Origin of the sequence: Brucella pituitosa, assembly GCF_965577835.1 — a bacterium.
Taxonomy (GTDB): Bacteria; Pseudomonadota; Alphaproteobacteria; order Rhizobiales; family Rhizobiaceae; genus Brucella; species Brucella pituitosa.
The window spans coordinates 1,251,110-1,275,019 of record NZ_OZ264093.1; the positions used below are offsets into that span (position 1 = coordinate 1,251,110).

Genomic DNA, 23,910 nt, shown 5'->3' on the forward strand with positions numbered 1-23,910 from the left:
GTCCTCAATTTCCTGGATAAAAGGCAGGAAGGCAAGATCGCCTCGCCCGCCTTTTCAATGATCAGCGCGGAAAGCTCTGCTGGTTTCCTGCATCCACATTGATGATATTGCCGGTGGATTTGGCCGAAGCATCACTCGCAAGGAAGTAGATCGCTTCCGCAATATCTTCCGGCAGCACATTGAGCTTTAACAGCGAGCGCTTGCGATAATGCTCTTCCAGTTCCGTGACATCGATTTTGGAAGAAGCTGCACGCTGTTCGCGCCACTCACCGTCCCAGATCTTCGAGCCACGCAAAACCGCATCAGGGTTGACGACATTCACCCGGATGCCAGCCTCTGCACCTTCAAGCGCCAGACAACGTGCCAGATGAATTTCGGCGGCCTTTGCCGTGCAATAAGCAGATGCGCCGGGTGATGCGGCAAGGCCGTTCTTTGAGGCAACGAAGACAACGTTGCCACCGATCTTCTGACGTCGAAACAGGCGGAACGCCTCGCGTGAAACGAGGAAATAGCCCGTTGCCAGAATATCTATATTGCGGTTCCACATCGAAAGTTCTGTCGTCTCGATTGGTGCCGACGATGCAATGCCTGCATTGGATACGAGAATATCGATGCCGCCGAGTTCAGCGCTGGCCTCAGTGAAGGCATTTATCACCGCCTTTTCATCAGTCACATTCAGCTCGACGCTGCGTACCTGATCCGAGCCGAAGCGTTTCGACAGATTCTCATGAGCGGATTTGAGCGATCCTGCATCAATATCTGCCAAAACCACGCAAGCGCCCTCGCCTGCAAGGCGTTCTGCGGTCGCATAACCGATACCGCCTGCTCCACCGGTGATGAGTGCAATTCGACCTGCAAGGCTTTTAGGCTTTGGCATGCGCTGAAGCTTGGCTTCCTCAAGCAACCAATATTCGATGTCGAAGGCTTCCTGTTCAGGCAAGCCCTGATATTCGGACACGGCAGACGCGCCGCGCATAACGTTGATCGCGTTGACATAGAACTCGCCAGCAATGCGTGCGGTGGCCTTGTCGCGCGCAAATGACAGCATTCCAACGCCGGGAATGAGAAAAATCACCGGGTTTGGATCGCGCATTTTGGGTGAGTTATTGTGCTTGCAGCTCTCATAATAGCGCGTGTAATCGGTGCGATAGGCTTCAAGCGATGCTTCAAGTCCGGCAACGATGCCGTCAATATCCGGCTTGGCTGGATTGAAATCGATCACGAGCGGACGGATTTTCGTGCGCAGGAAATGATCCGGACAAGACGTGCCGAGGCGGGCCAGCGGCTGAAGATCTTTCGCATTCACGAATTCAAGCACGGCATCCTGATCATCGAAATGACCAAGCTTGCGCTCGTCTTTGCTGATCAGCCCGCGAACCTCCGGCATAAGACGCGCCGCAATGGCGCGACGTTCCGATGCTTCAAGGCTTTGCGCAACAGCTCCGCCGAATGCAGCTTTGCTGCTCGTCTTCTGATCAAGCCATTCAATAGCCTTGTTGATGATTGCAAGGGTTGTCTCATAACAGGTCTTTGCATCATTGGCCCAGGTGAAAAGCCCATGACTTTCAAGGACTACGCCTTTAGCCTTCGGATTTGACTTCACAAAGGCTTCGAGGTCGAGACCCAGCTGAAAGCCGGGACGACGCCATGGCAGCCAGCCAATATCATCGCCAAAAATCTCGGCGGTCAGTTCGCGGGAGTTCTTTGATGCGGCAATTGCGATGATCGCATCAGGATGCATGTGATCAACATGGGTGAATGGTACGAAACCATGCAGTGGCGTATCGATGGACGCTGCGCGCGGATTGAGGTTGAAGGTACAATGCGGAAGAAAGCCGACCATGCGGTCTTCATCGTCGACGCCTTTGTAAATCCCTTTCAGCGCATCGAGCTTGTCCTGATAAAGCGTGGCAAAGCCATCAAGCTTGATCGTGCCGACGTCGCCGCCTGAGCCTTTGACCCAGAGAACCTGAACCTTCTGACCTGTCAGCGGATCAATTTCCTCAACCTTTGCAGACGTATTGCCGCCACCATAATTGGTGATGCGCTTGTCGGAGCCAAGGAGATTGGAGCGATAGAGCAGTTTGCCCGGTTCATCCAGCGTCGCTGCTTTGGCGTCATCCCACCGGTTATCCAAAAGCCTGCTTTGGGCCACCATGTCATCCTCCCGTTTTATGGTGAAGACCTGATTGCGCGCTTTCTTTTTCGCGCACAAACGATCAATTCATTTGTAGGTATGGCGTATTTGATAATTTACTGTCAATCACATTCGATCAAAAATGAGCATTCTTGCTTGTTTATTTTTGCGCGATTGTGATTGTTTATGATTGACACTGCTGCTATTTGTATTCGATAAAGAATTAGGAGGAGTCATGCACGAAAGAGAGCGCCACCGTATTATCCTGACCGCAGTTCAGGAAAAGCCGGTCATCACCATTCAGGATTTGGTGGAGCTGACGGAAGCGTCGGAAGCGACGCTTCGACGTGACATTGCATCCCTTCATATGCAGGGCCGTATCAAACGGGTACGTGGTGGCGCGGAAGCTATTCACCCACCGCAGTTTGCAAGTCTTGCGAGTCGCCCCTTCAAAGTGTCGGAATCGGAAAATGCTGATCGCAAGCGCTTAATTGCTCGTGAGGCTGTGTCTCTTTGCGAGGAAGGTGACAGCATTATCATTAATGGTGGTTCGACCACTTTTCAGATGGTGCATTATCTCGCACCACGACGAATGCAGGTGCTGACTAACTCCTTTGCAATCGCTGAGCATCTTCTGCGGCAGTCAAAAAGCACCGTATTGGTTCCGGGTGGTGCTATCTATCGCGAACAGAGTCTTATTTTATCGCCATTTGACAATGATGTTATCCGTAATTTCTACGGACGCCGCATGTTTCTGGGGTGTCAGGGTATTAGTCCACTTGGCGTTATGGAGGCTGATGCTCTGGTCATTCAAAGTGAGCAGAAGCTGATGGGTCAGGCGGACGAGATCGTTCTTATGGTTGATTCATCGAAATTCACACGTCGCTCAAGCCTTATCCTCTGCCCTCTTGATCGGGTCAGCACACTGATCACCGATGAAGGCATTTCGGATGATGCGCGGCGAATGGTGGAGAATGCGGGCATCAAGCTCATCGTAGCGCAGGTCTCTGCAAATGCTGGCAAGGGTGACGAACGGGGGGAAGCCACAGAAGTTGCCTAAGCTATAACCAAACATATGAATGTTCTTAATCGGGAGGAATGGGACATGAAACTTTTCACGAAACTGGCATTGAGCACAGCACTGGCTGTTGCTTTCATGGCGAATGCCGCACAGGCTGCCGACATGAAGATCGCACTCGTTGCGAAATCGTTGGGCAATGGTTTTTTTGAAGCGGCCAATAAGGGCGCACAGGAAGCTGCCAAGGAACTGGGTGGCGTTGAAGTTATCTATACCGGACCAACGACAACGACTGCCGAAGGTCAGATTGAAGTCATCAATTCGCTGATTGCGCAAGGCGTGGATGCGATTGCAATCTCTGCAAACGACCCGGATGCGGTTGTTCCAGCTCTCAAAAAGGCTGCGCAGCGCGGTATTAAGGTTATCTCTTGGGATTCCGGTGTCGCGCCTGAAGGCCGCATCGTCCATCTCAATCCATCATCGAACGATCTAATCGGCAAAATGTGCCTGACGCTGGCAGCGCATCATTTGCCAGATGGTAAGGGTGATTTCGCGATCCTTTCGGCAACGACCACCTCGACCAACCAGAATATCTGGATTGACGAGATGAAGAAGCAGCTCAAGGATTTTCCGGGCCTCAATCTCGTAACCACCGTTTACGGCGATGACCTTGCCGATAAGAGCTATCGCGAAGCACAGGGACTCCTCACTTCCAATCCTGATGTGAAGGTGATTGTCGCTCCGACCACCGTTGGTGTACTTGCTGCCTCGCAGGCAGTCAAAGACGCTGGCAAGATCGGCGATGTCTATGTAACCGGCCTTGGCCTGCCGTCTGAAATGGCAGGCGCCATCAAGTCGGGTGCAACCAAGGAATTCGCGATCTGGAACCCGATCGATCTGGGCTATTCTGCAACGCAGATTGCCTACCATCTTGTAAAGGGTGATGCAGACGGCAAGCCGGGCTCGGAAATCGAAGCCGGTCGCATGGGCAAAATCAAGATTGGCGAAAACGGCGAAGCCGCGATGAGCGATCCATTTGTCTATGACGCATCGAACATCGACGAATTCTCCAAGGTCTTTTAATTTTAAGACTGAGGCTGGCGGTGCGAGGGATAATCTTGCACTGCCATCATTTTCCGAATTGAATTCAGGTATTTCTGATGAATGCAGCTTTGCAGAAAAGCGGGCAATCGGTGTTGCCTGCCGGCCATCCGGATACGCCTTTGCTGGAAATGCGCGGCATTGCCAAGACATTTCCCGGAGTGCGAGCGCTCGATAACGTCAACATCGCGCTCTATCCAGGCCAGGTAACAGCACTGATCGGCGAAAACGGAGCGGGCAAGTCGACGCTCGTCAAAATTCTGACGGGAATTTATCATCCGGACGAAGGCGAAATTCTGATTGATGATCAGCCGGTTCATTTTTCGACTGCGCAGGATGCGACCGACGCCGGTGTAACCGCCATTCATCAGGAAACAGTGCTTTTCGACGAATTATCCGTTGGCGAGAATATCTATCTCGGCCACGCCCCCCGCACGAAGCTTGGCTTCGTCAATTGGGCGGCAGTTTTTGCACGGGCACAGGCTCTGCTCTCTTCGCTGGAAATCACGGTTGATGCACGTATCAAGCTGCGAGAACTTTCCATCGCGCAGCGGCATCTTGTGGCGATTGCGCGTGCGCTTTCGGTGGATTCCCGCGTCGTCATCATGGATGAGCCGACAGCAGCTCTGTCGCGCAAGGAAGTCGATGATCTTTTCCGCATCGTCGAGCGGCTGAAATCACAGGGCAAAGCAATCCTGTTCATTAGCCACAAATTCGATGAAGTCTATGAGATAGCGGATCGGTATGCGGTTTTCCGCGATGGTTGTGCGGTCGGGCACGGACTATTGTCGGAGATGAATGAACGCGAAATTGTCCGGTTGATGGTTGGACGTTCGGTGGAAAAGGCTTTTCCCAAGCAGGATGTTGCGCTTGGCGACACGGTGCTGAAGGTTACGAACTATTCTCATCCGACCGAGTTCCGCAATATATCCTTTGAACTGCGGCGCGGTGAAATACTCGGTGTCTATGGTCTGGTGGGCGCTGGTCGTTCTGAGTTCGCGCAATCGCTGTTTGGCATGACGACGCCCTCATTCGGTCAAGTTGTGCTGGAAGGCAAGGAAATCAAAATCCGCCGCTCGGGCGATGCAATTGCTCAAGGCATTGTCTATGTGCCAGAAGAGCGCGGACGGCATGGCGCGGTTTTGCAGATGCCGATTTTTCAGAATGTATCGCTCCCCTCGCTGGCGCGCACATCGCGGCGCGGGTTTCTGCGCATGGCGGAAGAATTCAAGCTCGCACGCAAATATGCCGAGCGGTTTGATTTGCGCGCCGCCGCACTTTCTGTGCCGGTGGGAACGCTTTCCGGCGGCAATCAGCAGAAAGTGGTTATCGGTAAGTGGCTCGCGACCCATCCAAAGGTCATCATTCTCGATGAACCGACCAAAGGGATTGATATTGGCTCGAAAGCAGCCGTGCATGAATTTATCAGTGAGTTAGCTGCGGAAGGTCTGAGCATCATTATGATCTCGTCCGAGCTACCCGAAATTATAGGTATGTCGGATCGCGTCATGGTGATGCGCGAAGGGCTGGTGGAAGGCATTTTTGATCGTGCGGACCTTGATGCCGAAGTTCTGGTGCGTGCGGCCACTGGAAATGCCGGTGAGAATGCGGAGTAAGATATGAAACAACTTCTCAAACAGCGCGAACTCCTGCTTCTTGTCATCATTGCAATCATGATCGGGCTGTTCTCGATGCGTGCGCCGGGTTTCAGCTCGCCACGCAATCTCGCGAACATTTTCAACGACACGTCGATCCTGATTATTCTGGCTCTGGGTCAGATGTCGGTGATCCTGACAAAGTCCATCGATCTTTCGGTCGCGGCCAATCTGGCATTTACCGGCATGGCGGTGGCGATGCTCAATGCCGCCTACCCTGAAATACCGCTGGTCGTGCTGATTGTTTCAGCCGTAGGCATTGGTGCCATTCTGGGTGCGATCAATGGCATTCTGGTTTGGAAGCTGGATATTCCAGCCATTGTGGTCACACTTGGCACACTGACCATTTATCGCGGCATGGCCTTTGTTCTGTCGGGTGGTGGCTGGGTCAATGCTCATCAGATGACCGGGCCGTTTCTTAATACGCCGCGCACGGTGTTTCTGGGGCTTCCGCTCCTTGGCTGGACGGCACTGCTCATCATCGGCCTCATCTATGTGCTGCTCACTCGCAGCTTCTTTGGCCGAGCACTTTATGCATCAGGTGGCAATCCGACGGCTGCGGTCTATGCCGGTATCGATGTGGGCCGCACGCGCTTCTTCGCCTTTGTGCTTTCCGGCTCATTAGCAGGGTTGTGCGGTTATCTCTGGGTTTCGCGCTATGCGGTTGCTTATGTCGATATCGCCAACGGATTTGAACTCGACAGCGTTGCTGCCTGCGTGATCGGCGGGATTTCTATCATCGGCGGCATTGGCACGGCCTTTGGCGCAGTGCTGGGTGCGCTGTTTCTCGGCGTCATCAAAAACGCCCTGCCCGTCATCAACATCTCACCCTTCTGGCAAATGGCGATTTCCGGCGCAGTTATCATTGCAGCCGTGATTTTCAATGCGCGACAGGAGAAACGCGGCGGACGTATCATTCTGCGCGACAAGGCCGCAAAGACTTATGAGGAGCCAGCAGCGTGAGCGACATAACCGAACGCCGCCAAATTCCCGATCGGCTGGGAACCTCCTATACCCGCCTGTTCGCCAGTTGGGAAATGCTGCTGCTTGGTGTTGCGATTGCGATCTTCATTGCAAATGCGTTTGCCTCGCCGTTTTTCCTCAATGCGTGGAACCTGTCGGACGCGACTTTCAATTTCACGGAAAAAGCACTCATCGCTTTTGCCATGACGCTATTGATCATCTCCGGCGAGATTGATCTGTCGGTAGCTGCCATTATCGCGCTCGCATCCACAGCGATGGGAGCCGCAGCACAAGCCGGTGTCGGCACGCCCGGATTGGTCCTGATCGGTATTGGCACAGGCCTTGTCTGTGGAGCGATCAATGGCGGTCTTGTCGCGGGGCTGAAACTCCCTTCCATTGTCGTCACCATCGGCACTATGAGCCTCTTTCGCGGCATTTCCTATATTGTGCTTGGTGATAAAGCCTATGGCGGCTACCCGGCAAGCTTTGCCTATTTCGGACAAGGCTATGTCTTCTGGGTTTTCTCATTTGAATTTGTGCTGTTCATTGTTGCCGCCATTATTTTCGGCGTGCTTCTCCATTGCACCAGCTTTGGTCGCCGGATTTATGCCATCGGCAACAATGAGTTTGCAGCGCGCTTTTCCGGCATTCCGGTAGAGCGGATGAAATTCACTCTGTTTTTGCTGACCGGCGTCATGAGCGGCATAGCAGCTGTCTGCCTTACATCTCGCCTTGGCTCCACTCGCCCGTCGATCGCGCAGGGATGGGAACTTGAGGTGGTGACAATGGTGGTGCTTGGCGGTGTGTCGATCCTGGGTGGCGCAGGCAGCATCATCGGTGTGGTGATCGCCGCCTTCGTTATGGGACTTGTGACCTTTGGGCTTGGACTTCTCAATGTGCCGGGCATTGTGATGTCGATCTTTATCGGCCTTTTGCTGATCATCACCATTTCGCTTCCAATCCTTGGGCGCAAAATCAAGGCGAGGCACAGAACATGACGACGGAGCGCCATGCTTTCCGGATGCAGCTTCATCCCGCTATGGAGGCTGAGTATCGACGCCGCCACGACGAAATCTGGCCTGAACTTGTTGGTCTTCTGCATGAGGCGGGCGTGTCTGATTATTCAATATGGCTGGATGAGGAAACGCATATTCTGTTTGGTATTCTCACGCGCACGAAGTCGCATGACATGGCCGCCCTGCCCGATCATCCTGTGATGAAAAAGTGGTGGGCGCATATGGCGGACATCATGGAAACCAATCCAGATAACTCGCCGATCTCCTCAGACCTCAAACCCGTATTTCATATGCCATGAAGCGCATTGCCATTCTCGATATTGGCAAAACCAATGCCAAGACTGTTCTTTTGAACGCCGAAACGGGAGAAGAGATCGCCGTTCATCGTATACCAAACACAGTACGACGCGATGGCCCCTATCCTCATTATGACATTGAGGCCTTATGGAGCTTTTTTCTCCATAGTCTGAAAGCCTTTGCGAAAGAACCGGGCTTTGACGCCATATCGATAACGACCCACGGTGCGAGTGCTGCACTGCTAGACAAGAATGGCGAACTCGCCATGCCGGTGCTCGATTACGAGCATGACTACGGGCCTGAAATTCGCGCAGCTTATGCGCGTATCAAACCACCTTTTGATGAAACCTTCTCACCGGTATTATCGCTTGGGCTCAATGTCGGCGCACAGCTTCATTATCTGAAAACGGAGTTTCCCGATAATTTTGCCGACGTGCACCTCATTCTGACCTATCCGCAATATTGGGCATATCGGCTTACCGGCATTGCTTCCGTTGAAGTTACATCGCTCGGTTGCCACACTGATCTGTGGTGTCCAAAGAACGGCACCTATTCTTCGCTGGTCGAAAGTCTGGGCCTCGAGGGAAAGTTTCCCCCATTGCGATCCGCATTTGATGCGCTCGGCGCGCTATGCCCGGAACTCGCCGATGAAATAGGATTGTCGAACTTTGTGGAGGTTCACTGCGGTATTCACGATTCCAATGCGTCGCTGCTGGCGCACCTCTTGGATCGTAAGCCACCGTTTTCGGTCGTCTCCACCGGCACCTGGGTGGTGAGCTTTGCGGTGGGCGGTGATCTGAATGGCCTCGACCCAAAACGCGATACGCTGGCTAATGTTGACGCCTATGGCCGTGCGGTTCCATCTGCACGCTATATGGGTGGGCGGGAATTCGACCTTATGACGGAAGGTCTGGAAGCGCCTTCATTGAATGAGAGTGCCGGGATACTCGATGAAGTTCTGAAGTGTGGTATCATGGCGTTGCCATCGGCTGTTCCCGGCTGCGGTCCTTACCCGGATAGAAGTCTGCGCTGGGTTAATACAGAAGGCGCCAGCTCGGAAGCGCGTTATGTGGCCGCCTGCCTTTATGCGGCACTGATGACAGAAGCCTGTCTCGATCTGTTGGGTGCGAACGGGCCAATTATTGTCGAAGGACCATTTGCAGCAAACAGTTTCTATCTCTCAGCATTGGCCGGATTTTCAGAGCGGGAAGTGATTGCTGTTTCGGGTTCGACTGGAACGGCATCAGGTGCAGGACTATTAGCCGGAGCTGCAATTCCGGTGATGCACAATCAAAGATATTCAGCTAATGATGATCGATATAAAGATTATAAAAAACAATGGGTAAGTTTATCTAATTAATAAACTTAATAAAGAGAGCCCGGATTTCACATCTGAAATCCGGGCATTCATTTATCAGTTCAGTGCCTTGTCACGCGTTTCCACATTGATGAAAAACGCGACGATCCCGGCCAATGCCAGCAACCCTGCAAACATCGCCACCGCCATATTGAAGCTTTGGCTGATAACCAAAGCGAGGGCAGACGGTGCGAGCAAGCCGCCAAGGCGAGCCATAGCGCCTGCTGCACCCATCCCGCTTGCACGCAATGCTGTTGGATAAAGCTCAGGCGTAAAGGCATAAAGCGCGCCCCACGTGCCAAGCAGAGCAAAGCTCATGATCAGGATTGAAGCGCCAACCAGGGTCGAGCTGCCCGCAACGGTGAAGAGCGCGCAGGCCGCCGCACTGATGAAGAGAAAGCTGATCAGAGTCTTCTTGCGCCCCCATGCTTCGACGCCATAGGCTGCAAGCGCATAGCCCGGTAATTGCGCCAGAGCGACGATCACCAGAAAGCCATATCCGCGCACGAAACCGAAGCCGTCACCGGCAAGCTTTGCCGGGATCCATGTGAAAATTCCGTAATAGGAGACTGATACAAGAAACCAGATCGCTAGGGTGGTTAGCGTGCGCTGACGCAAGTTGGGCGATAACAGCCTTTCATTGGTAATAAGAAGCGGTGCTTCAAGCATTGCTTTGGGCGGCAGTTCAGTTTTGCCGTTTTTGCGAAGGACGCGATTCATAACGGCCTTTGCTTCTTTGCTCTGACCTGTTTTGAGCAGATGCATCGGCGATTCTGGTACCCAGAAACGCAGCCAGATGCCAATTAAAGCGGGTGCAGCAGTGACGACAAAGATATAGCGCCACGCGTCTGCAACGCCTGCAAGGCTTGCGGCCCATGCGGCCAACGCGATGATGACGGTTCCGACGGCCCAGAAACCTTCAAGCATCACCAGCCAGCGGCCGCGATTCTTGGACGGGAGGAATTCCGCCATCATTGCATAATCGACGGGCAAGGTGCCGCCAACCGCGATGCCTGTCAGAAAGCGCAGGCCAAGCAGAATGGCAAAATTGGGAGAGAAAGCTGATAGCAGGCCGAACACGGCATCGCAGGCAACGGTGATGAGAAGCACGCGACGACGGCCATATTTATCAGCGAGTCTGCCGAAGAGCGCGGCACCTATCAGCATCCCCAGAAAGAACAGCGTTCCGGTCTGCAGGGCTTGTGGAACAGTTAAGCCGAAAGTCATGGCGATTGAAGCGGCGGTGAAACCCACAGCCAGTACCTGCATGGCATCTGCAGCCCAGACCAGTCCGAATACGCCGAGAAGGTTACGCTGGAAGGGGCCTGCTCCGGCCTGATCGAGCGTTTGTTCGATAGTAACTTTCATGCCGCGCTGATCCCCTCTTTCCGGCCGAAATTCTACGGTGCTTTTGCTGCGCCTCCGAATGGCATCTGTCAATGAGAGCTCTAAGAAAATCCCCACTTTTGCTTAAAGTGAGCATAAGTAATGCGTCGGTGCGACTTTCATGACACTCTCAAAGCGCTTCGATGCAGAACGTAGCTTCCAACTCGGCATTTGTTACAGAATGGATACTGCTTACCGGCGAACGACTCGAACAGATGGCGGCACAATGAGTCTCAGGGTGGCGCCCGCATTCAATCGCTACCGCAACTGTAAACCTTGTCGTGTGTTGGTATGGCACTAATAGTTTAATTTAAAAATTATTTTTATATCGTTGTTATTTAATGCAAATACTGTCTTTTCAGATGATTTCATGATTGTCGTGCGGCTGGCCCTGTCTAAGAAATTTGTCGGTTTTGAGTGAATTGTGAAGGGGGTTGTTAACCTTCATTTTTTATTACTAAGGCTCATTCGGGCGACATATCTATGGTTCAGGTATCATGCGTAATTTGAGAGAAAATTTTCCCCATACTAATGGTAATCGTGCAGAAACTGCTTCCGAGCAGAAGCCGCAACGCGACCCGTTGGGAGCGCATTCACCGGATTCGGACGGAGCATGGAAGGCGCATTTCGCGCTGGGGGCAAATGTACGTTTTACCCGTACGCCGGAGGTTGAACTCGTTCGGCGCCGTGGCGAAGATCTGCCGGATATCAACGGTCGTACCAAGACAGCCGCTCCAGAGACCTCTCCTGCCGAGGTTGCGAAGGTCGCAGAAGCCCAGCCGATGGCTGTCGCTGCTCTTCAGCAATCCGTGTCCCAAAATATGGTTCGCACGCCTGTCGCACCTGTGCCACCAGTTGTGACAGCCGCCGCTGTTGCCCCCATCGCGCAGCCGCCCGTTGTGCAGCCGATTGAAGTTGCACCCGTGCAGGTTGCGGTAACGGTGCATGCTGAACCGATCAGCAATGCAGCTGTTTCCGCATTCGCCCATCTGTCGGATTTCGCATTCTGGGAAAGCTTCGATTTCGATTCAGCCCCGGCGCAGCCAGTTGCTGCTGTCGTCGCAGAGACACCAAAGCGTCCTGTTCCAACGGTTGAATCCATCATTGCGCAGTTCCGCACTGTCGAGTGGAACAAGCAGAAAGTTGACGAGACTCCAGTTGTCGCGATTGCGCAGCCAGTCGTCACCGAACCTGCGCCACAGCCCATTGTTACGCCTGTAGCAGAGGTAAAGGTTGAAGCACCGGTCGTACCTGAACCTGTTGCCGTTCAGGTTGAAGCACCTGCAGCACCAGCAATTGAAGCGGCGGCACCGAAGGTTGAAGAAATCGCAGGGCCAGTTGAAGAAATTGTCGAAACCGATGTGGTTCTCAATGGTGTCGAAGAACAGATTGTTGAAGAAGTAGAACAGCCAGCGCCAGTTGCTGCTCCTGTTCCAGCGAAAGCAGCGCCTTCTATTGCGCTTTATCAGCCTCAGCCCCTCCCCCGGACGGAAGCTGTTGTAATGCATGGCGACTATGAGTTTCCGCCGCGTGATCTGCTTCAGGAGCCGCCATCGCTTGAAGGCAATGTGATCACGCAGGAAATGCTTGAACGCAGTGCTGGCCTTCTTGAAAGCGTGCTGGAAGATTTTGGCGTGCGTGGCGAGATCATTCATGTTCGCCCCGGCCCGGTCGTTACACTCTATGAATTTGAACCTGCACCGGGTGTGAAGTCTTCCCGTGTTATTGGTCTTGCTGATGATATTGCCCGTTCGATGTCGGCATTGTCGGCTCGCGTCGCCGTCGTTCCGGGTCGCAATGTCATCGGTATTGAACTGCCGAATGCCAATCGCGAAACGGTTTATCTCCGTGAGATGATCGACTCTCGTACGTTCGAATCCTCGAACTATCGTCTGCCACTTTGCCTCGGTAAAGGCATCGGTGGCGAGCCGATCATTGCAGAACTGGCTAAGATGCCTCATCTGCTCGTTGCCGGCACCACTGGTTCCGGTAAGTCGGTTGCCATCAACACGATGATCCTGTCGCTGCTCTACCGCTTCAAGCCGGAAGAATGCCGCCTGATCATGGTCGATCCAAAGATGCTCGAACTCTCCATCTATGATGGTATTCCGCACCTTCTGACGCCAGTTGTTACCGACCCGAAGAAGGCCGTTGTGGCTCTGAAATGGGCCGTGCGCGAGATGGAAGACCGCTATCGCAAGATGGCACGTCTGGGTGTGCGTAACATTGAAGGTTTCAATCAGCGTGCCGCATCTGCCAAGGGCAAAGGCGAAACCGTGATGTGCACGGTGCAGTCCGGCTTTGACAAGGAAACAGGCGAGCCAACTTACGTTCAGGAAGAACTCGATCTGACGCCAATGCCATATATCGTCGTTATCATCGACGAAATGGCCGACCTGATGATGGTTGCTGGCAAGGATATCGAAGGTGCCGTACAGCGTCTTGCACAGATGGCGCGTGCTGCTGGTATCCACCTCATCATGGCGACGCAGCGTCCTTCGGTCGATGTTATCACCGGCACGATCAAGGCCAACTTCCCGACCCGTATCTCGTTCCAGGTTACGTCTAAGATCGACAGCCGTACGATCCTTGGTGAAATGGGCGCAGAACAGCTTCTTGGTCAGGGCGATATGCTTCATATGGCCGGTGGCGGCCGTATCGTCCGCGTTCATGGACCGTTCGTTTCAGACGAGGAAGTCGAGAAGGTCGTCAATCATTTGAAGGAACAGGGCCGTCCAGATTATCTGGCGACTGTGACCGAAGATGAAGAAGACGACGACACAGCGCAGGATACAGCGGTTTTTGACAGCTCCGCTATGGGTTCGGAAGATGGTGATGATGTTTACGAGCAGGCCGTCAAGGTTGTGATGCGTGACAAGAAATGCTCCACCTCTTACATCCAGCGCCGTTTGGGCATCGGCTATAACCGTGCTGCTTCGCTCGTTGAACGTATGGAACAGGAAGGCCTGGTTGGTGTCGCCAATCATGTCGGAAAACGCGAAATTCTGAGTGGCAATCGCGACTGATCGATTGAAATGACAGTGGCAGAAAGCCGGGACGCGTGGGCGTTCCGGCTTTTTCATACGTATGGACAAGGGCTTACGCAAGGTTGCAAAACGGCGCTTGTCAAGCTACCCATTTAGGTTAATAATTGGTTCATTCGTACATTCTTGACGACCGGTCGGCGTAGCTTTCGAAGCTGTCGCCGCGCCCAAAAACAGGGAGAATGATCGATGAAGAGCATAATTGTTGGACCTAGCGACAGAGATCGAGTGGTCACACAGCAGGCATTGCTAAACATAAAATCCCAGATGGAAAAGCCGTCCGAAGATCGGACACAGGTTTGCAATGTTTTGCGCCTTTCTAAAGGTGGTTATTCGCATCGCAGACGCAGAGTTCATAAAAGCGCATAACCCAATTTATAAATGCCAGCGCCATGTCCGCTAAGAGGACATACGGCGCTGTTTTTTTGGCTAAGAGCGCTTCTCAGTAACATTCTTTTGCCGTGCGCTGCACTTTCTTAAATATGCCATCTGGGGTATCTGAGGGCAGCTTACCCTCCCCCAAGATCAGGAAATTGCCATGTCCGCCCCGGCCGAAATGAACGAAGCCCCTCAAAAGAAGAAATCGCGTTTCTTCCTCGGCTTTTTGTCAGTTCTGGCTGTGGGTTTCTTTGCCTTGTTTCTTGGTCTGGGAATTTGGCAGGTAGAGCGCTTGCAATGGAAGCTTGATCTCATTGCGCGCGTCGATGCGCGGGTGCATGCGGAGCCAGTTGCAGCGCCGGGGCGTGATGACTGGGCCAATGTCAATCAGGCTGAAGATGAATACAGGCATGTTGCGCTTACGGGAACCTATCTTAACGACAAGGAAGTACTCGTCCGTGCGCTGACCGAGCGCGGATCAGGCTTTTGGGTTCTTACTCCTATGCGTTCTGATGATGGTGCTCTGACATTTATCAATCGTGGATTTATACCGGATGCCAGGCGCGATCCTGCATTGCGGGTCGAAACACAGATTGCAGGTGAGACAACCGTGACTGGTCTGCTGCGTATGCCGGAGCCGGATGGCTTTTTCCTTCGCCCCAACGACCCCGACCGCAATGAATGGAACTCGCGCGATGTGGTGGCTTTTGCAACCAAGGAAGGTCTTGGCACTGTAGCGCCCTATTTCATCGATGCTGACGCAAAGTCAAATCCGGGCAACGTGCCAATTGGTGGTCTGACTGTTGTCACTTTCCGCAACAACCATCTTTCCTATGCGATTACATGGTTTGCACTTGCAGCAATGGTTGCCGGTGCCGCCATTTTTGTCTGGCGGCACGAGCGCAAGCCAAAGGATTAAACGTGGAGCGCGTGGCCGAGTGCCTTCATGCTGGCTTCGGCAAAGCCTTCGCTGAGTGTCGGGTGAGCATGGATCGTACCTGCGATATCTTCCAGACGCGCGCCCATTTCAACCGCTTGAGCAAAAGCCGCTGACAATTCCGAAATGCCGACCCCGACTGCCTGAATACCAAGGATGACGTGATTGTCAGCCCGTGCTACAACGCGGATCATGCCGTCCTCCCTCTCGATGGTCATTGCGCGGCCATTGGCTTGGAATGGGAAAATACCGGTCTGAATATTATATCCGGCCTTGCGGGCTTCATCAGGAGATAAGCCCACTGTCACAATCTCAGGATCAGTGAAGCAGACTGCAGGAACGCAGCGTTTGTCCCAGACCTGTTTACCGCCCGCAATGATCTCGGCCACCATTTCGCCTTGCACCATAGCTCGATGCGCAAGCATCGGTTCGCCGGTCACATCGCCAATCGCATAGACACCGCGCATGGATGTGCGACATTTGTCGTCAATGCGGATAAAACGCCCTTCCATATCAAGCCGGATTTCGCTCAAACCCCAGCCATCCGTCTGCGGCTTGCGGCCGACCGTGACGAGAACCTTGTCCGCATCGATAGAACGGGTCGCGCCATCAGATGTGGTGATCTCCAGCGCTTGGCCATCTGCTTTCATGCCTTTGGCAGAGGTATTGGTGAGCACCTCAACACCGAGCTGTTTCAATCGCGCCATGACTGGTCGCGTCAGTTCCACATCGTACTGTGGTAAAATCCTGTCAGTCGCTTCTACGATAGTAACTTTCGAGCCGAGTTTGGCAAAGGCGGTGCCTATTTCGAGCCCGATATATCCGCCGCCAACGATTGCCAGTTTTTCGGGTATCTTTTCGAGAGCGAGTGCTTCGGTCGATGAAATGATATTGCCACCAAACGGCAATGAGGTGATTTCGACCGGCACAGAACCCGTCGCAATAACGATATTTTCCGCGTGGATTGTCTGGCGCCCAGTGTCGGTATCGACCAGTACAGTCTTGCCATCGATGAACCGGGCTTGCCCCTGAAACATACGCACATGAGAGCGTTTCAGAAGTCCTGCCACGCCGCTGTTGAGGCGATTGACTATACCGTCTTTCCACTCAAGCGTTTTGGCAAAATCAATCGCGGGGTTTTGTGCCGAAATGCCAAGGGAACCCTTGTTTGCGAATGTTGTGAGACGATGAAACTCGTCTGCAGCATGGATCAGCGCCTTCGACGGAATACAACCAACGTTCAGACACGTTCCGCCGAGACGCTTCTTTTCGATCAGCACTGTATCAATACCAAGCTGACCTGCGCGGATGCCGCAGACATAGCCGCCGGGACCACCACCAATGATCAAAAGTTTGCAGGAAATTTCACTCATAGTGTCAGCCTTCCACAAAGATCATCGCAGGTGTTTCGAGCAGGCTTTTTAGTTTCTGTACAAAGACAGCGGCGTCCCAGCCGTCGATCACGCGATGGTCGAAACTGCACGAAAGGTTCATCATCTTGCGCGGCACAAATTGTGTGCCGTCCCACATCGGGCGGACGGCCATCTTGTTGATGCCGACAATCGCAACTTCCGGTCGATTGATGATTGGTGTCGTGGCGATTGCACCGAGCGGCCCGAGCGATGTGATTGTGATTGTGGAGCCGGACAGTTCTTCGCGCTTTGCAGTGCCGTTGCGAGCAGCTTCTGTAACGCGCGTGAGCTCGGTTGCTGCCGCAAACACACTCATGCTTTCAGCATGACGCACGACCGGAACGATCAGCCCATTCGGCGTCTGCGTGGCGATGCCAACATGCACGCCACCGAACTGACGGATAATGTCGGCTTCGTCGTCAAAATGTGCATTCAGTCCCGGCTGCTCTTTCACAACCTTGACGATTGTGCGGATGACGAAAGGCAGCAGCGTCAACCGCGGACGCCCTTCCTTCTTCTCATTGTTAAGACCCGTACGTAGTTCTTCGAGCTGCGTGACATCTACCTCTTCGACGATGGTGATATGCGGGATATGACGTTTGGCTTCCGCCATGCGTTCAGCAATTTTGCGTCGAAGCCCGATTACCTTGATTTCATTGACCGTCGTATCAGCCACATATCCGGCTGTTTGCGGGGAACCACCAGCTTCCAGCTTGAAATATGCGTCCATATCCTCATGCGTGATACGTCCCGCCGGACCCGTGCCGCGAACACGACGCAAATCGACGCCTGCATCGCGGGCGCGTAATCTGACGGATGGTGTTGCCAGCGGCCTTTCACCCTCGCTGCGTACTGGACCTGCGCCAGAGAATGCGCGGCTTGTGGCTTCACGCTTGGGAGCAGCCGCTTTTGGAGGAACCGGCGTCTGCAGCAGAACGGGTGTTTCAGGAGCTGGTGCCGATTGCGGTTTGACCGTTTCCACCGTCGCTGGAGCCGGATTTTTCTCGATTTTTTCGACAGGCTTTTCTTCAGTCGCACCGCCCTCGATCTCTAGACGGACCAGTTCAGAGCCTACGGCGATCTTTTCACCGACTTCGCCATTGATGGCGATGACCTTGCCGCCGCGTGATGAGGGAATTTCTACTGTTGCCTTGTCGGTCATGACGGCAGCAAGAAGATCATCTTCCCGCACAATATCGCCAACTTTCACATGCCATTCGACAAGTTCGGCCTCTGCAACGCCTTCGCCAACATCGGGGAGTTTGATTGTAAAATGAGCCATGTTTCTCTCCCCTCAGGCTTCCATGATCGATGTGAGCGCGCGGCCGACCCGGTCGGGACCAGGGAAATAGGCCCATTCCTGCGCATGTGGATATGGCGTGTCCCAGCCGGTCACACGAACGATTGGCGCCTCGAGATGATAGAAACAATCACGCTGCACGAGGGCTGCAAGCTCCGCTCCATAGCCACAGGTAAGCGTTGCTTCATGCACGATCACACAGCGTCCGGTCTTTTTGACAGACGCCATGATGGTTTCGGTATCAAGCGGAAGAAGCGTGCGCAGATCGATGATTTCAGCATCGACGCCTGTCTCTTCTGCGGCTGCGAGAGCGACATGAACCATGGTGCCGTATGCCAGAACGGTCACATCATTGCCTTCGCGACGGATTGCAGCCTTGCCGAGTGGTACAGTGTAATAACCTTCAGGCACATCGCCCAGATCATGCTTTTTCCACGAGGTAACCGGCTTATCGTGGTGACCATCGAACGGGCCGTTATAAAGCCGTTTCGGCTCAAACATGATGACGGGATCAGGATCTTCGATGGCTGCCAAGAGCAGGCCTTTCGCGTCGGCCGGCGTTGAAGGCATTATCGTTTTCAAGCCCGAAACATGAGTGAAAAGTGCCTCCGGGCTCTGGCTGTGTGTCTGCCCGCCATAGATGCCGCCGCCTGACGGCATACGGATCACCAGAGGGCATGTAAATTCACCCGCCGAACGATAGCGCAAGCGCGCCGCTTCCGAGACGATCTGGTCATAGGCCGGATAGACATAATCCGCAAACTGCACTTCGATACAGGGGCGCAAGCCATAAGTCGCCATGCCGATGGCTGTACCGACAATACCAAGTTCACTGATCGGCGCGTCGAAACATCGTTCTTTGCCGTATTTTTTCTGCAAACCGGCGGTGCACCGAAACACACCGCCAAAGTAACCGACATCCTCACCGAACACGACAACCTTCTGATCGCGCTCCATGGCAATGTCATGGGCGTTCTGAATGGCCTCGATCATGGTCATTTTTGTCGTCTTGCTCATGTATCAGAACCCCGCTTCATGGCGCTGGCGGATCAAATGTGGTGGTGTCTCTGCGTAGACATCCTCAAACATGTCGCGCATGGAAGGCTTGCGCCCGTCATGCAACGTGCCAATTGCCTCTGCTTCGCGTTGTGCAGCAACAACCATGTCCATCACTTCTGCTTCGGCCTGCTTGTGGCGCTCATCACTCCACACACCGCGCAAAATGAGATGGTTCTTCAATCGCAGGACCGGATCACCCAAAGGCCATGCATCGCTTTCAGCCTTGGGACGATAGGCGGATGGATCGTCGGATGTTGAATGCCCGCCGGCACGATAAGTTACATATTCAATGATGGTCGGGCCAAGATTGCGTCTCGCGCGTTCGACCGCCCATTTGGCCACGGCATGAACAGCCAGATAATCGTTGCCGTCAACTCGTAGGGCCGGAATGCCGAAGCCATGGCCGCGCGCCGCGAACGTACCGGAGCCGCCGCGTGCAATGCCTTGAAATGTCGAGATCGCCCACTGATTGTTGACGATGTTCATCACCACAGGCGCCTTGTAGGTCGAAGCAAAGACCAAAGCTGCGTGAAAATCACTTTCTGCCGTCGAACCATCGCCAATCCAGGCAGCGGCGATCTTGGTGTCGTGGCTGATAGCCGATGCCATGGCCCAGCCGACGGCCTGTGTATATTGCGTGGCGAGATTGCCGGAGATAGTGAAGAAGCCATGCTCCTGTGATGAATACATCACCGGAAGCTGGCGACCTTTCAGCGGGTCCTGTTCGTTGGAGAAAATCTGGTTCATCATCGTGACGAGTGGATAATCGTCAGCAATGAGCAATCCCGCCTGTCGATAGGTCGGGAAATTCATGTCGCCCTTGCGCAACGCCTTACGGAAAGCGCAGCTGACTGCTTCTTCGCCCAGATGCTGCATATAGAACGAGGTCTTGCCCTGACGCTGGGCCATCATCATGCGCGCATCGTAAGCGCGCAGTATCATCATATGACGCAGACCCTCTTTCAGCTCATCATCTGTAAGGGTTCCAGCCCAGGGACCAACCGCCTCGCCATCCCGATTGAGCACCCGGATGATGCTGAACGCCAGATCGCGCATGGCTTCCGGCTTTTCATCTATTTCGGGACGGCGGACACTGCCTGCACGTGGGATTTTGACATGGGAGAAATCCGGCGCATCGCCGGGCCGCCATTCCGGTTCAGGAACATGCAGGGATAGGACGACATCGTCACTCATGCGGGCATACCTCGCAAATTGGCCTCGCAAATTGGCACAAAATGTCGAACGGGTGGATTTCGATTTTGTTCCGGTAAAGCACCTGCGCCTCACCGATAGCCAACCCTAAGCAGGCTGGCTTCATTCCTCCCATGCGACGTGAAGCCGGTTTTCCTCCTCCGATTTCACTTCATTCAGGGTGGAACGGCTTTCAGAATAAAGCAAGATTATTCTTCGCTAACCGCATTCCATAAAAATCTGGATGGTTCCGAAGAGAAATAAAGGTCGCTGAAACTCACTATCGAAACAAGCTTATACAACTGATTTCATATACGTTTTTAATGATAAGAATGTGTCCATACAGCGCAATATTATTTCTTTACGTTGACGAATACGTCAGTACCTATTGGTACGATTACGATGTAAGCAGAAAGAAAACTTGGCGCTTTACTCCCATGTGAGGCATTTTGTCCACAGCTCTAGAGCATAATCCGACCGGAGTGAAACGAGGATCGATAAGATTATGCTTAAAATAGAAGAAGTTAGAGCGCCGATCTGATCCAATCAGATCGAAACGCGCTCTAATGCCGTGTTGGTTGTCGGATTGCGGGAATTGATTTGGTTTTGACGTCAAATAAAGAAATGGCCCGTTTCCGGGCCATTTTACTTTAAAACATCAATGATGCTTGTTGCCTTCGCGCGCCAGGTCAGCGGTTGGGTCGCCAGCAAGGCGCTTGCGCACCCTATCATCCATCAACTCATACCACATGGCGTTTAATACGGCGAAAGCTACAGCAAGCGGCAGGCCCAGAAGCCAGGAGAAATACCACATTTTGCTCTTCCTTTCTCAGTTTGGATTTATCGGGCGCTCTAATAAGCGTGGTTGCTCTCGTCTTCGATCATTTCCTTATCAACCTTGCCCCACAGAACTTTGTAAACCCATGAGGTATAGGCGACGATCAGCGGAAGGAAGATCAACGTCACCACCAGCATGATGAACAAAGTCATGTGGCTTGACGAAGCATCCCAGACCGTCAGGCTCGACCGAGGATCAATCGAAGATGGCAGAATGAACGGGAACATCGAAACGCCGACCGAGGCTATGATGCCGAAGACGGATAGTTGCCCGACAAGTATCGGGGTTACTTCTCGTTTACTGCGAAGCATGATGAAGAGCAGTAGCGGACCGAGAATACCGAGTGCAGGCGCGATCAGCAGTACCGGGTAGTTCATATAATTGACGAACCAGGCACCATGATCGAGTTCAACAGCTTTGCGTAGCGGGTTGGATGGTCCACCTGTCACCACAGTACTTGTGATGGCATATCCCGACACCCAGAACCAACTGATGATGCCCGCTACGATGTAGAGTACGGTCGTTAGCAGCGCAGCAATACTGCCATATGAACGCGCTCGTGCCTGCACTTCGCCAGTGGTCTTCAGCACCAGCCAGCTTGCTCCGAGCATCGTCATCATCGTGACAGAAAGGACGCCACAAAGAAGAGCAAACGGATTGAGCAAGCCGAAGAATGTTCCGTCATAGAAGATCTGCAGATCGTCGTTGAATCGGAATGGAACGCCCTGCAATACATTTCCGACTGCAACGCCAAAGATCAATGAGGGCACAAAGCCGCCGATGAATAGCGCCCAGTCCCAGCCTGTACGCCAGGCAACGCTATCGCGCTTGGAGCGAAATTTAAAGCCAACCGGACGCAGGATCAGGGCGAACAATATGAGGAACATCGCCAGGTAGAAGCCTGAGAAAGATACGGCATAAAGTGGAGGCCAGGCGGCGAAGATAGCGCCACCGCCAAGGATCAGCCACACCTGATTGCCTTCCCATACGGGGCCGATCGTGTTGATGACAATGCGGCGTTCCACGTCGGTTCTGCCTGCGAATGGCAACAATATACCGACACCGAGATCGAAGCCGTCCATCGCGGCAAAGGCGATCAGCAATACACCGAGCAGCACCCACCAGATGATGCGGAGTGTTTCATAGTCCAATAAATCGCTGAGTATCATAATTTTTACTCCGCTGGCGCAATGCTTACAGGTGCAAGCTTTGCTTCTGGTTTGCTATCGGGTTCAGGACCGGCTTTGATAGCGCGCAACATCAGGCCCATTTCTATGATGAAGAGGACCGTATAGATCGCGACAAATCCGGCGATGGTGAGAAGAACCGTTGAAGCACCAAGATTGGAGACTGCGACCGCAGTCGGCAGAATACCTTCGATAATCCACGGCTGTCGTCCGAATTCGGCAACGATCCAGCCCATCTCGGCGGCGATCCAGGGAAGTGGGATTGCGAATACTGCAACTTTCAGCAGGAACGGATAACGATCCAGCTTGCGTTGTGCCGACAGCACGAAGAATGTGCCGGTCAACAAGATCATGAAGAAGCCTATACCGACCATAATGCGGAATGCCCAGAACAGTGGCAGAACGCCCGGAACCGTATCGTTGGCCGCCTGCGTGATCTGCGCATCTGTCGCCTGACGCGGATCATCGACATAACGTTTCAAGAGCAGCGCATAGCCCATCCACTGGCTGTTGTCGGCGAAGACGTCTTTAACATCCTGTGGCACAGCGTTTGTATCGCCTGCGGCACGGATTTTCTGAAGCGCGTCATAAGCGATGATACCCTTGCGGATATGCCCTTGCGCATTTTCGACAAGCTGTTCGATGCCTTCAATCGGCGTTGTGAGCGAGCGTGTACCGATCAGGCCCATGACCCAGGGAATATGCACGGCGAAATGGGTTTCACGCGCTTCCTGATCTGGAAAACCGAAGAGGGTAAAGGAAGCCGGGGCTGGCTCTGTTTCCCACATGGCTTCGATGGCCGCGATTTTCATCTTCTGATGTTCGTTGGCGAGATAGCCGCTTTCATCGCCGAGAACAACCACGGAGAGAGACGCCGCAAGACCAAAAGATGCCGCAACGGTCATCGACCGCTTGGCAAGTTCGGTTGAGCGCCCCTTTAGCAGATACCAGGCTGAAACGCCGAGTACGAAAACCGAAGCGATTACATAACCAGCCGAAACTGTATGGACGAACTTCGCTTGTGCCACAGGGTTCATGAGAACCGCGAAGAAATCAGTGATTTCCATGCGCATGGTTTCCGGATTGAAAGCTGAGCCGACCGGGTTTTGCATCCAGCCATTTGCTATCAAAATCCAGAGCGCGGAGAAGTTTGAAGCCGCAGCAATGGCATAGGTCACCATAAGGTGCCCGATCTTGGAAAGGCGATCCCAACCAAAGAAGAACAGGCCCACGAAGGTTGCTTCAAGGAAGAAGGCCATCAAGCCTTCGATCGCCAGAGGCGCGCCGAAAATATCGCCTACATAGTGGCTGTAATAACTCCAGTTCATACCGAACTGGAACTCCATCACAACGCCGGTAGCGACGCCCATAGCGAAGTTGATACCAAACAGCGTACCCCAGAACTTGGTCATCTGCCGCCAGATGAGCCTTCCGGTCATGACATAAACGGTTTCCATGATGGCAAGCAGCACGGATAGACCCAATGTCAGAGGTACGAAGAGGAAGTGATAAAGTGCCGTGATTGCAAACTGCAATCTCGACAGGGAGACAATATCGAATTCCATCTCTTTAAGCCGGCAAGTCCGGCCCTCCTGATGTTATGAGCTGTTACCGACGATGGGCCGGCTCACAGC

Annotated in this window: 19 protein-coding genes; 10 read left to right on the top strand and 9 right to left on the bottom strand. The window is 53.4% G+C overall.

Annotation, left to right across the window (positions count from 1 at the left end):
- Positions 1 to 61: 61 nt before the first annotated feature.
- Positions 62 to 2,158, bottom strand: coding sequence for a bifunctional rhamnulose-1-phosphate aldolase/short-chain dehydrogenase (locus tag ACSME1_RS17145; protein WP_435655062.1), 2,097 nt, complete (start codon positions 2,156 to 2,158; stop codon positions 62 to 64).
- 214 nt (positions 2,159 to 2,372) lie between these two features.
- Here ACSME1_RS17145 and ACSME1_RS17150 point away from each other — a divergent pair, with 214 nt between their 5' ends.
- The 7 genes from ACSME1_RS17150 (at position 2,373) to ACSME1_RS17180 (ending at position 9,547) form a co-directional block, all read left to right on the top strand.
- The gene (locus ACSME1_RS17150; protein ID WP_435655063.1) at positions 2,373 to 3,197 is read left to right on the top strand and encodes a DeoR/GlpR family DNA-binding transcription regulator; all 825 of its coding nucleotides are present in this window, start codon (positions 2,373 to 2,375) and stop codon (positions 3,195 to 3,197) included.
- A gap of 45 nt (positions 3,198 to 3,242) precedes the next feature.
- Positions 3,243 to 4,238 (top strand): rhamnose ABC transporter substrate-binding protein, encoded by a 996-nt coding sequence (gene rhaS, locus ACSME1_RS17155; protein ID WP_007879134.1) that lies wholly within the window; start codon positions 3,243 to 3,245, stop codon positions 4,236 to 4,238.
- Positions 4,239 to 4,315: 77 nt separating this feature from the next.
- The gene (locus tag ACSME1_RS17160) at positions 4,316 to 5,872 is read left to right on the top strand and encodes a sugar ABC transporter ATP-binding protein (RefSeq protein WP_435655064.1); all 1,557 of its coding nucleotides are present in this window, start codon (positions 4,316 to 4,318) and stop codon (positions 5,870 to 5,872) included.
- A 3-nt stretch (positions 5,873 to 5,875) separates the two neighbouring features.
- Entirely contained in the window at positions 5,876 to 6,874 is a 999-nt protein-coding gene (locus ACSME1_RS17165) for an ABC transporter permease (protein ID WP_435655065.1), read from the top strand.
- Positions 6,871 to 7,872 carry an ABC transporter permease gene (locus tag ACSME1_RS17170; protein WP_207488803.1) on the top strand — a complete coding sequence of 334 codons (1,002 nt, stop codon included), beginning with the start codon at positions 6,871 to 6,873 and terminating at the stop codon, positions 7,870 to 7,872. Before ACSME1_RS17165 ends, ACSME1_RS17170 begins: the two co-directional genes overlap by 4 nt.
- On the top strand, positions 7,869 to 8,189 hold the full coding sequence (rhaM, locus tag ACSME1_RS17175; protein WP_424576887.1) for an L-rhamnose mutarotase: 321 nt from the start codon (positions 7,869 to 7,871) through the stop codon (positions 8,187 to 8,189). Before ACSME1_RS17170 ends, rhaM begins: the two co-directional genes overlap by 4 nt.
- Positions 8,186 to 9,547, top strand: coding sequence for an FGGY-family carbohydrate kinase (locus tag ACSME1_RS17180; protein WP_435655066.1), 1,362 nt, complete (start codon positions 8,186 to 8,188; stop codon positions 9,545 to 9,547). The genes rhaM and ACSME1_RS17180 overlap by 4 nt, the downstream gene beginning before the upstream one ends.
- A gap of 54 nt (positions 9,548 to 9,601) precedes the next feature.
- On the opposite strand, the gene ACSME1_RS17185 is transcribed toward ACSME1_RS17180, so the two are convergent.
- Positions 9,602 to 10,912, bottom strand: coding sequence for an MFS transporter (locus ACSME1_RS17185; RefSeq protein ID WP_435655067.1), 1,311 nt, complete (start codon positions 10,910 to 10,912; stop codon positions 9,602 to 9,604).
- A gap of 515 nt (positions 10,913 to 11,427) precedes the next feature.
- Between ACSME1_RS17185 and ACSME1_RS17190 the strand changes: the two genes are divergently transcribed.
- From ACSME1_RS17190 to ACSME1_RS17200, 3 genes are all read left to right on the top strand, one after another.
- Positions 11,428 to 13,956 (top strand): DNA translocase FtsK, encoded by a 2,529-nt coding sequence (locus tag ACSME1_RS17190; RefSeq protein ID WP_435655068.1) that lies wholly within the window; start codon positions 11,428 to 11,430, stop codon positions 13,954 to 13,956.
- 207 nt (positions 13,957 to 14,163) lie between these two features.
- Positions 14,164 to 14,343, top strand: a complete 180-nt coding sequence (locus ACSME1_RS17195) for a hypothetical protein (protein ID WP_084486815.1) — start codon at positions 14,164 to 14,166, stop codon at positions 14,341 to 14,343.
- A 169-nt stretch (positions 14,344 to 14,512) separates the two neighbouring features.
- Complete coding sequence (locus ACSME1_RS17200; RefSeq protein WP_207488808.1) at positions 14,513 to 15,271, top strand: SURF1 family protein; 759 nt, start codon at positions 14,513 to 14,515, stop codon at positions 15,269 to 15,271.
- On the opposite strand, the gene lpdA is transcribed toward ACSME1_RS17200, so the two are convergent.
- The 7 genes from lpdA to ACSME1_RS17235 all read right to left on the bottom strand — a co-directional run bounded on the left by lpdA (position 15,268) and on the right by ACSME1_RS17235 (position 23,841).
- Positions 15,268 to 16,662: a dihydrolipoyl dehydrogenase gene (lpdA, locus tag ACSME1_RS17205; RefSeq protein WP_435655069.1), complete on the bottom strand. Its 1,395-nt coding sequence runs from the start codon at positions 16,660 to 16,662 to the stop codon at positions 15,268 to 15,270. The genes ACSME1_RS17200 and lpdA overlap by 4 nt on opposite strands.
- A 4-nt stretch (positions 16,663 to 16,666) precedes the next feature.
- Positions 16,667 to 17,983 (bottom strand): dihydrolipoamide acetyltransferase family protein, encoded by a 1,317-nt coding sequence (locus ACSME1_RS17210; protein WP_435655070.1) that lies wholly within the window; start codon positions 17,981 to 17,983, stop codon positions 16,667 to 16,669.
- A gap of 12 nt (positions 17,984 to 17,995) precedes the next feature.
- Entirely contained in the window at positions 17,996 to 19,018 is a 1,023-nt protein-coding gene (locus ACSME1_RS17215) for an alpha-ketoacid dehydrogenase subunit beta (protein WP_435655071.1), read from the bottom strand.
- A gap of 3 nt (positions 19,019 to 19,021) precedes the next feature.
- Positions 19,022 to 20,254, bottom strand: coding sequence for a 3-methyl-2-oxobutanoate dehydrogenase (2-methylpropanoyl-transferring) subunit alpha (locus tag ACSME1_RS17220; protein WP_100558003.1), 1,233 nt, complete (start codon positions 20,252 to 20,254; stop codon positions 19,022 to 19,024).
- 655 nt (positions 20,255 to 20,909) lie between these two features.
- Positions 20,910 to 21,065, bottom strand: coding sequence for a cytochrome bd-I oxidase subunit CydX (gene cydX / locus ACSME1_RS17225; protein ID WP_100557025.1), 156 nt, complete (start codon positions 21,063 to 21,065; stop codon positions 20,910 to 20,912).
- Between the two features lie 38 nt (positions 21,066 to 21,103).
- Positions 21,104 to 22,258, bottom strand: coding sequence for a cytochrome d ubiquinol oxidase subunit II (gene cydB / locus ACSME1_RS17230; protein ID WP_424576879.1), 1,155 nt, complete (start codon positions 22,256 to 22,258; stop codon positions 21,104 to 21,106).
- A 5-nt stretch (positions 22,259 to 22,263) separates the two neighbouring features.
- Positions 22,264 to 23,841: a cytochrome ubiquinol oxidase subunit I gene (locus ACSME1_RS17235; RefSeq protein ID WP_207488813.1), complete on the bottom strand. Its 1,578-nt coding sequence runs from the start codon at positions 23,839 to 23,841 to the stop codon at positions 22,264 to 22,266.
- Between the last annotated feature and the right edge of the window lie 69 nt (positions 23,842 to 23,910).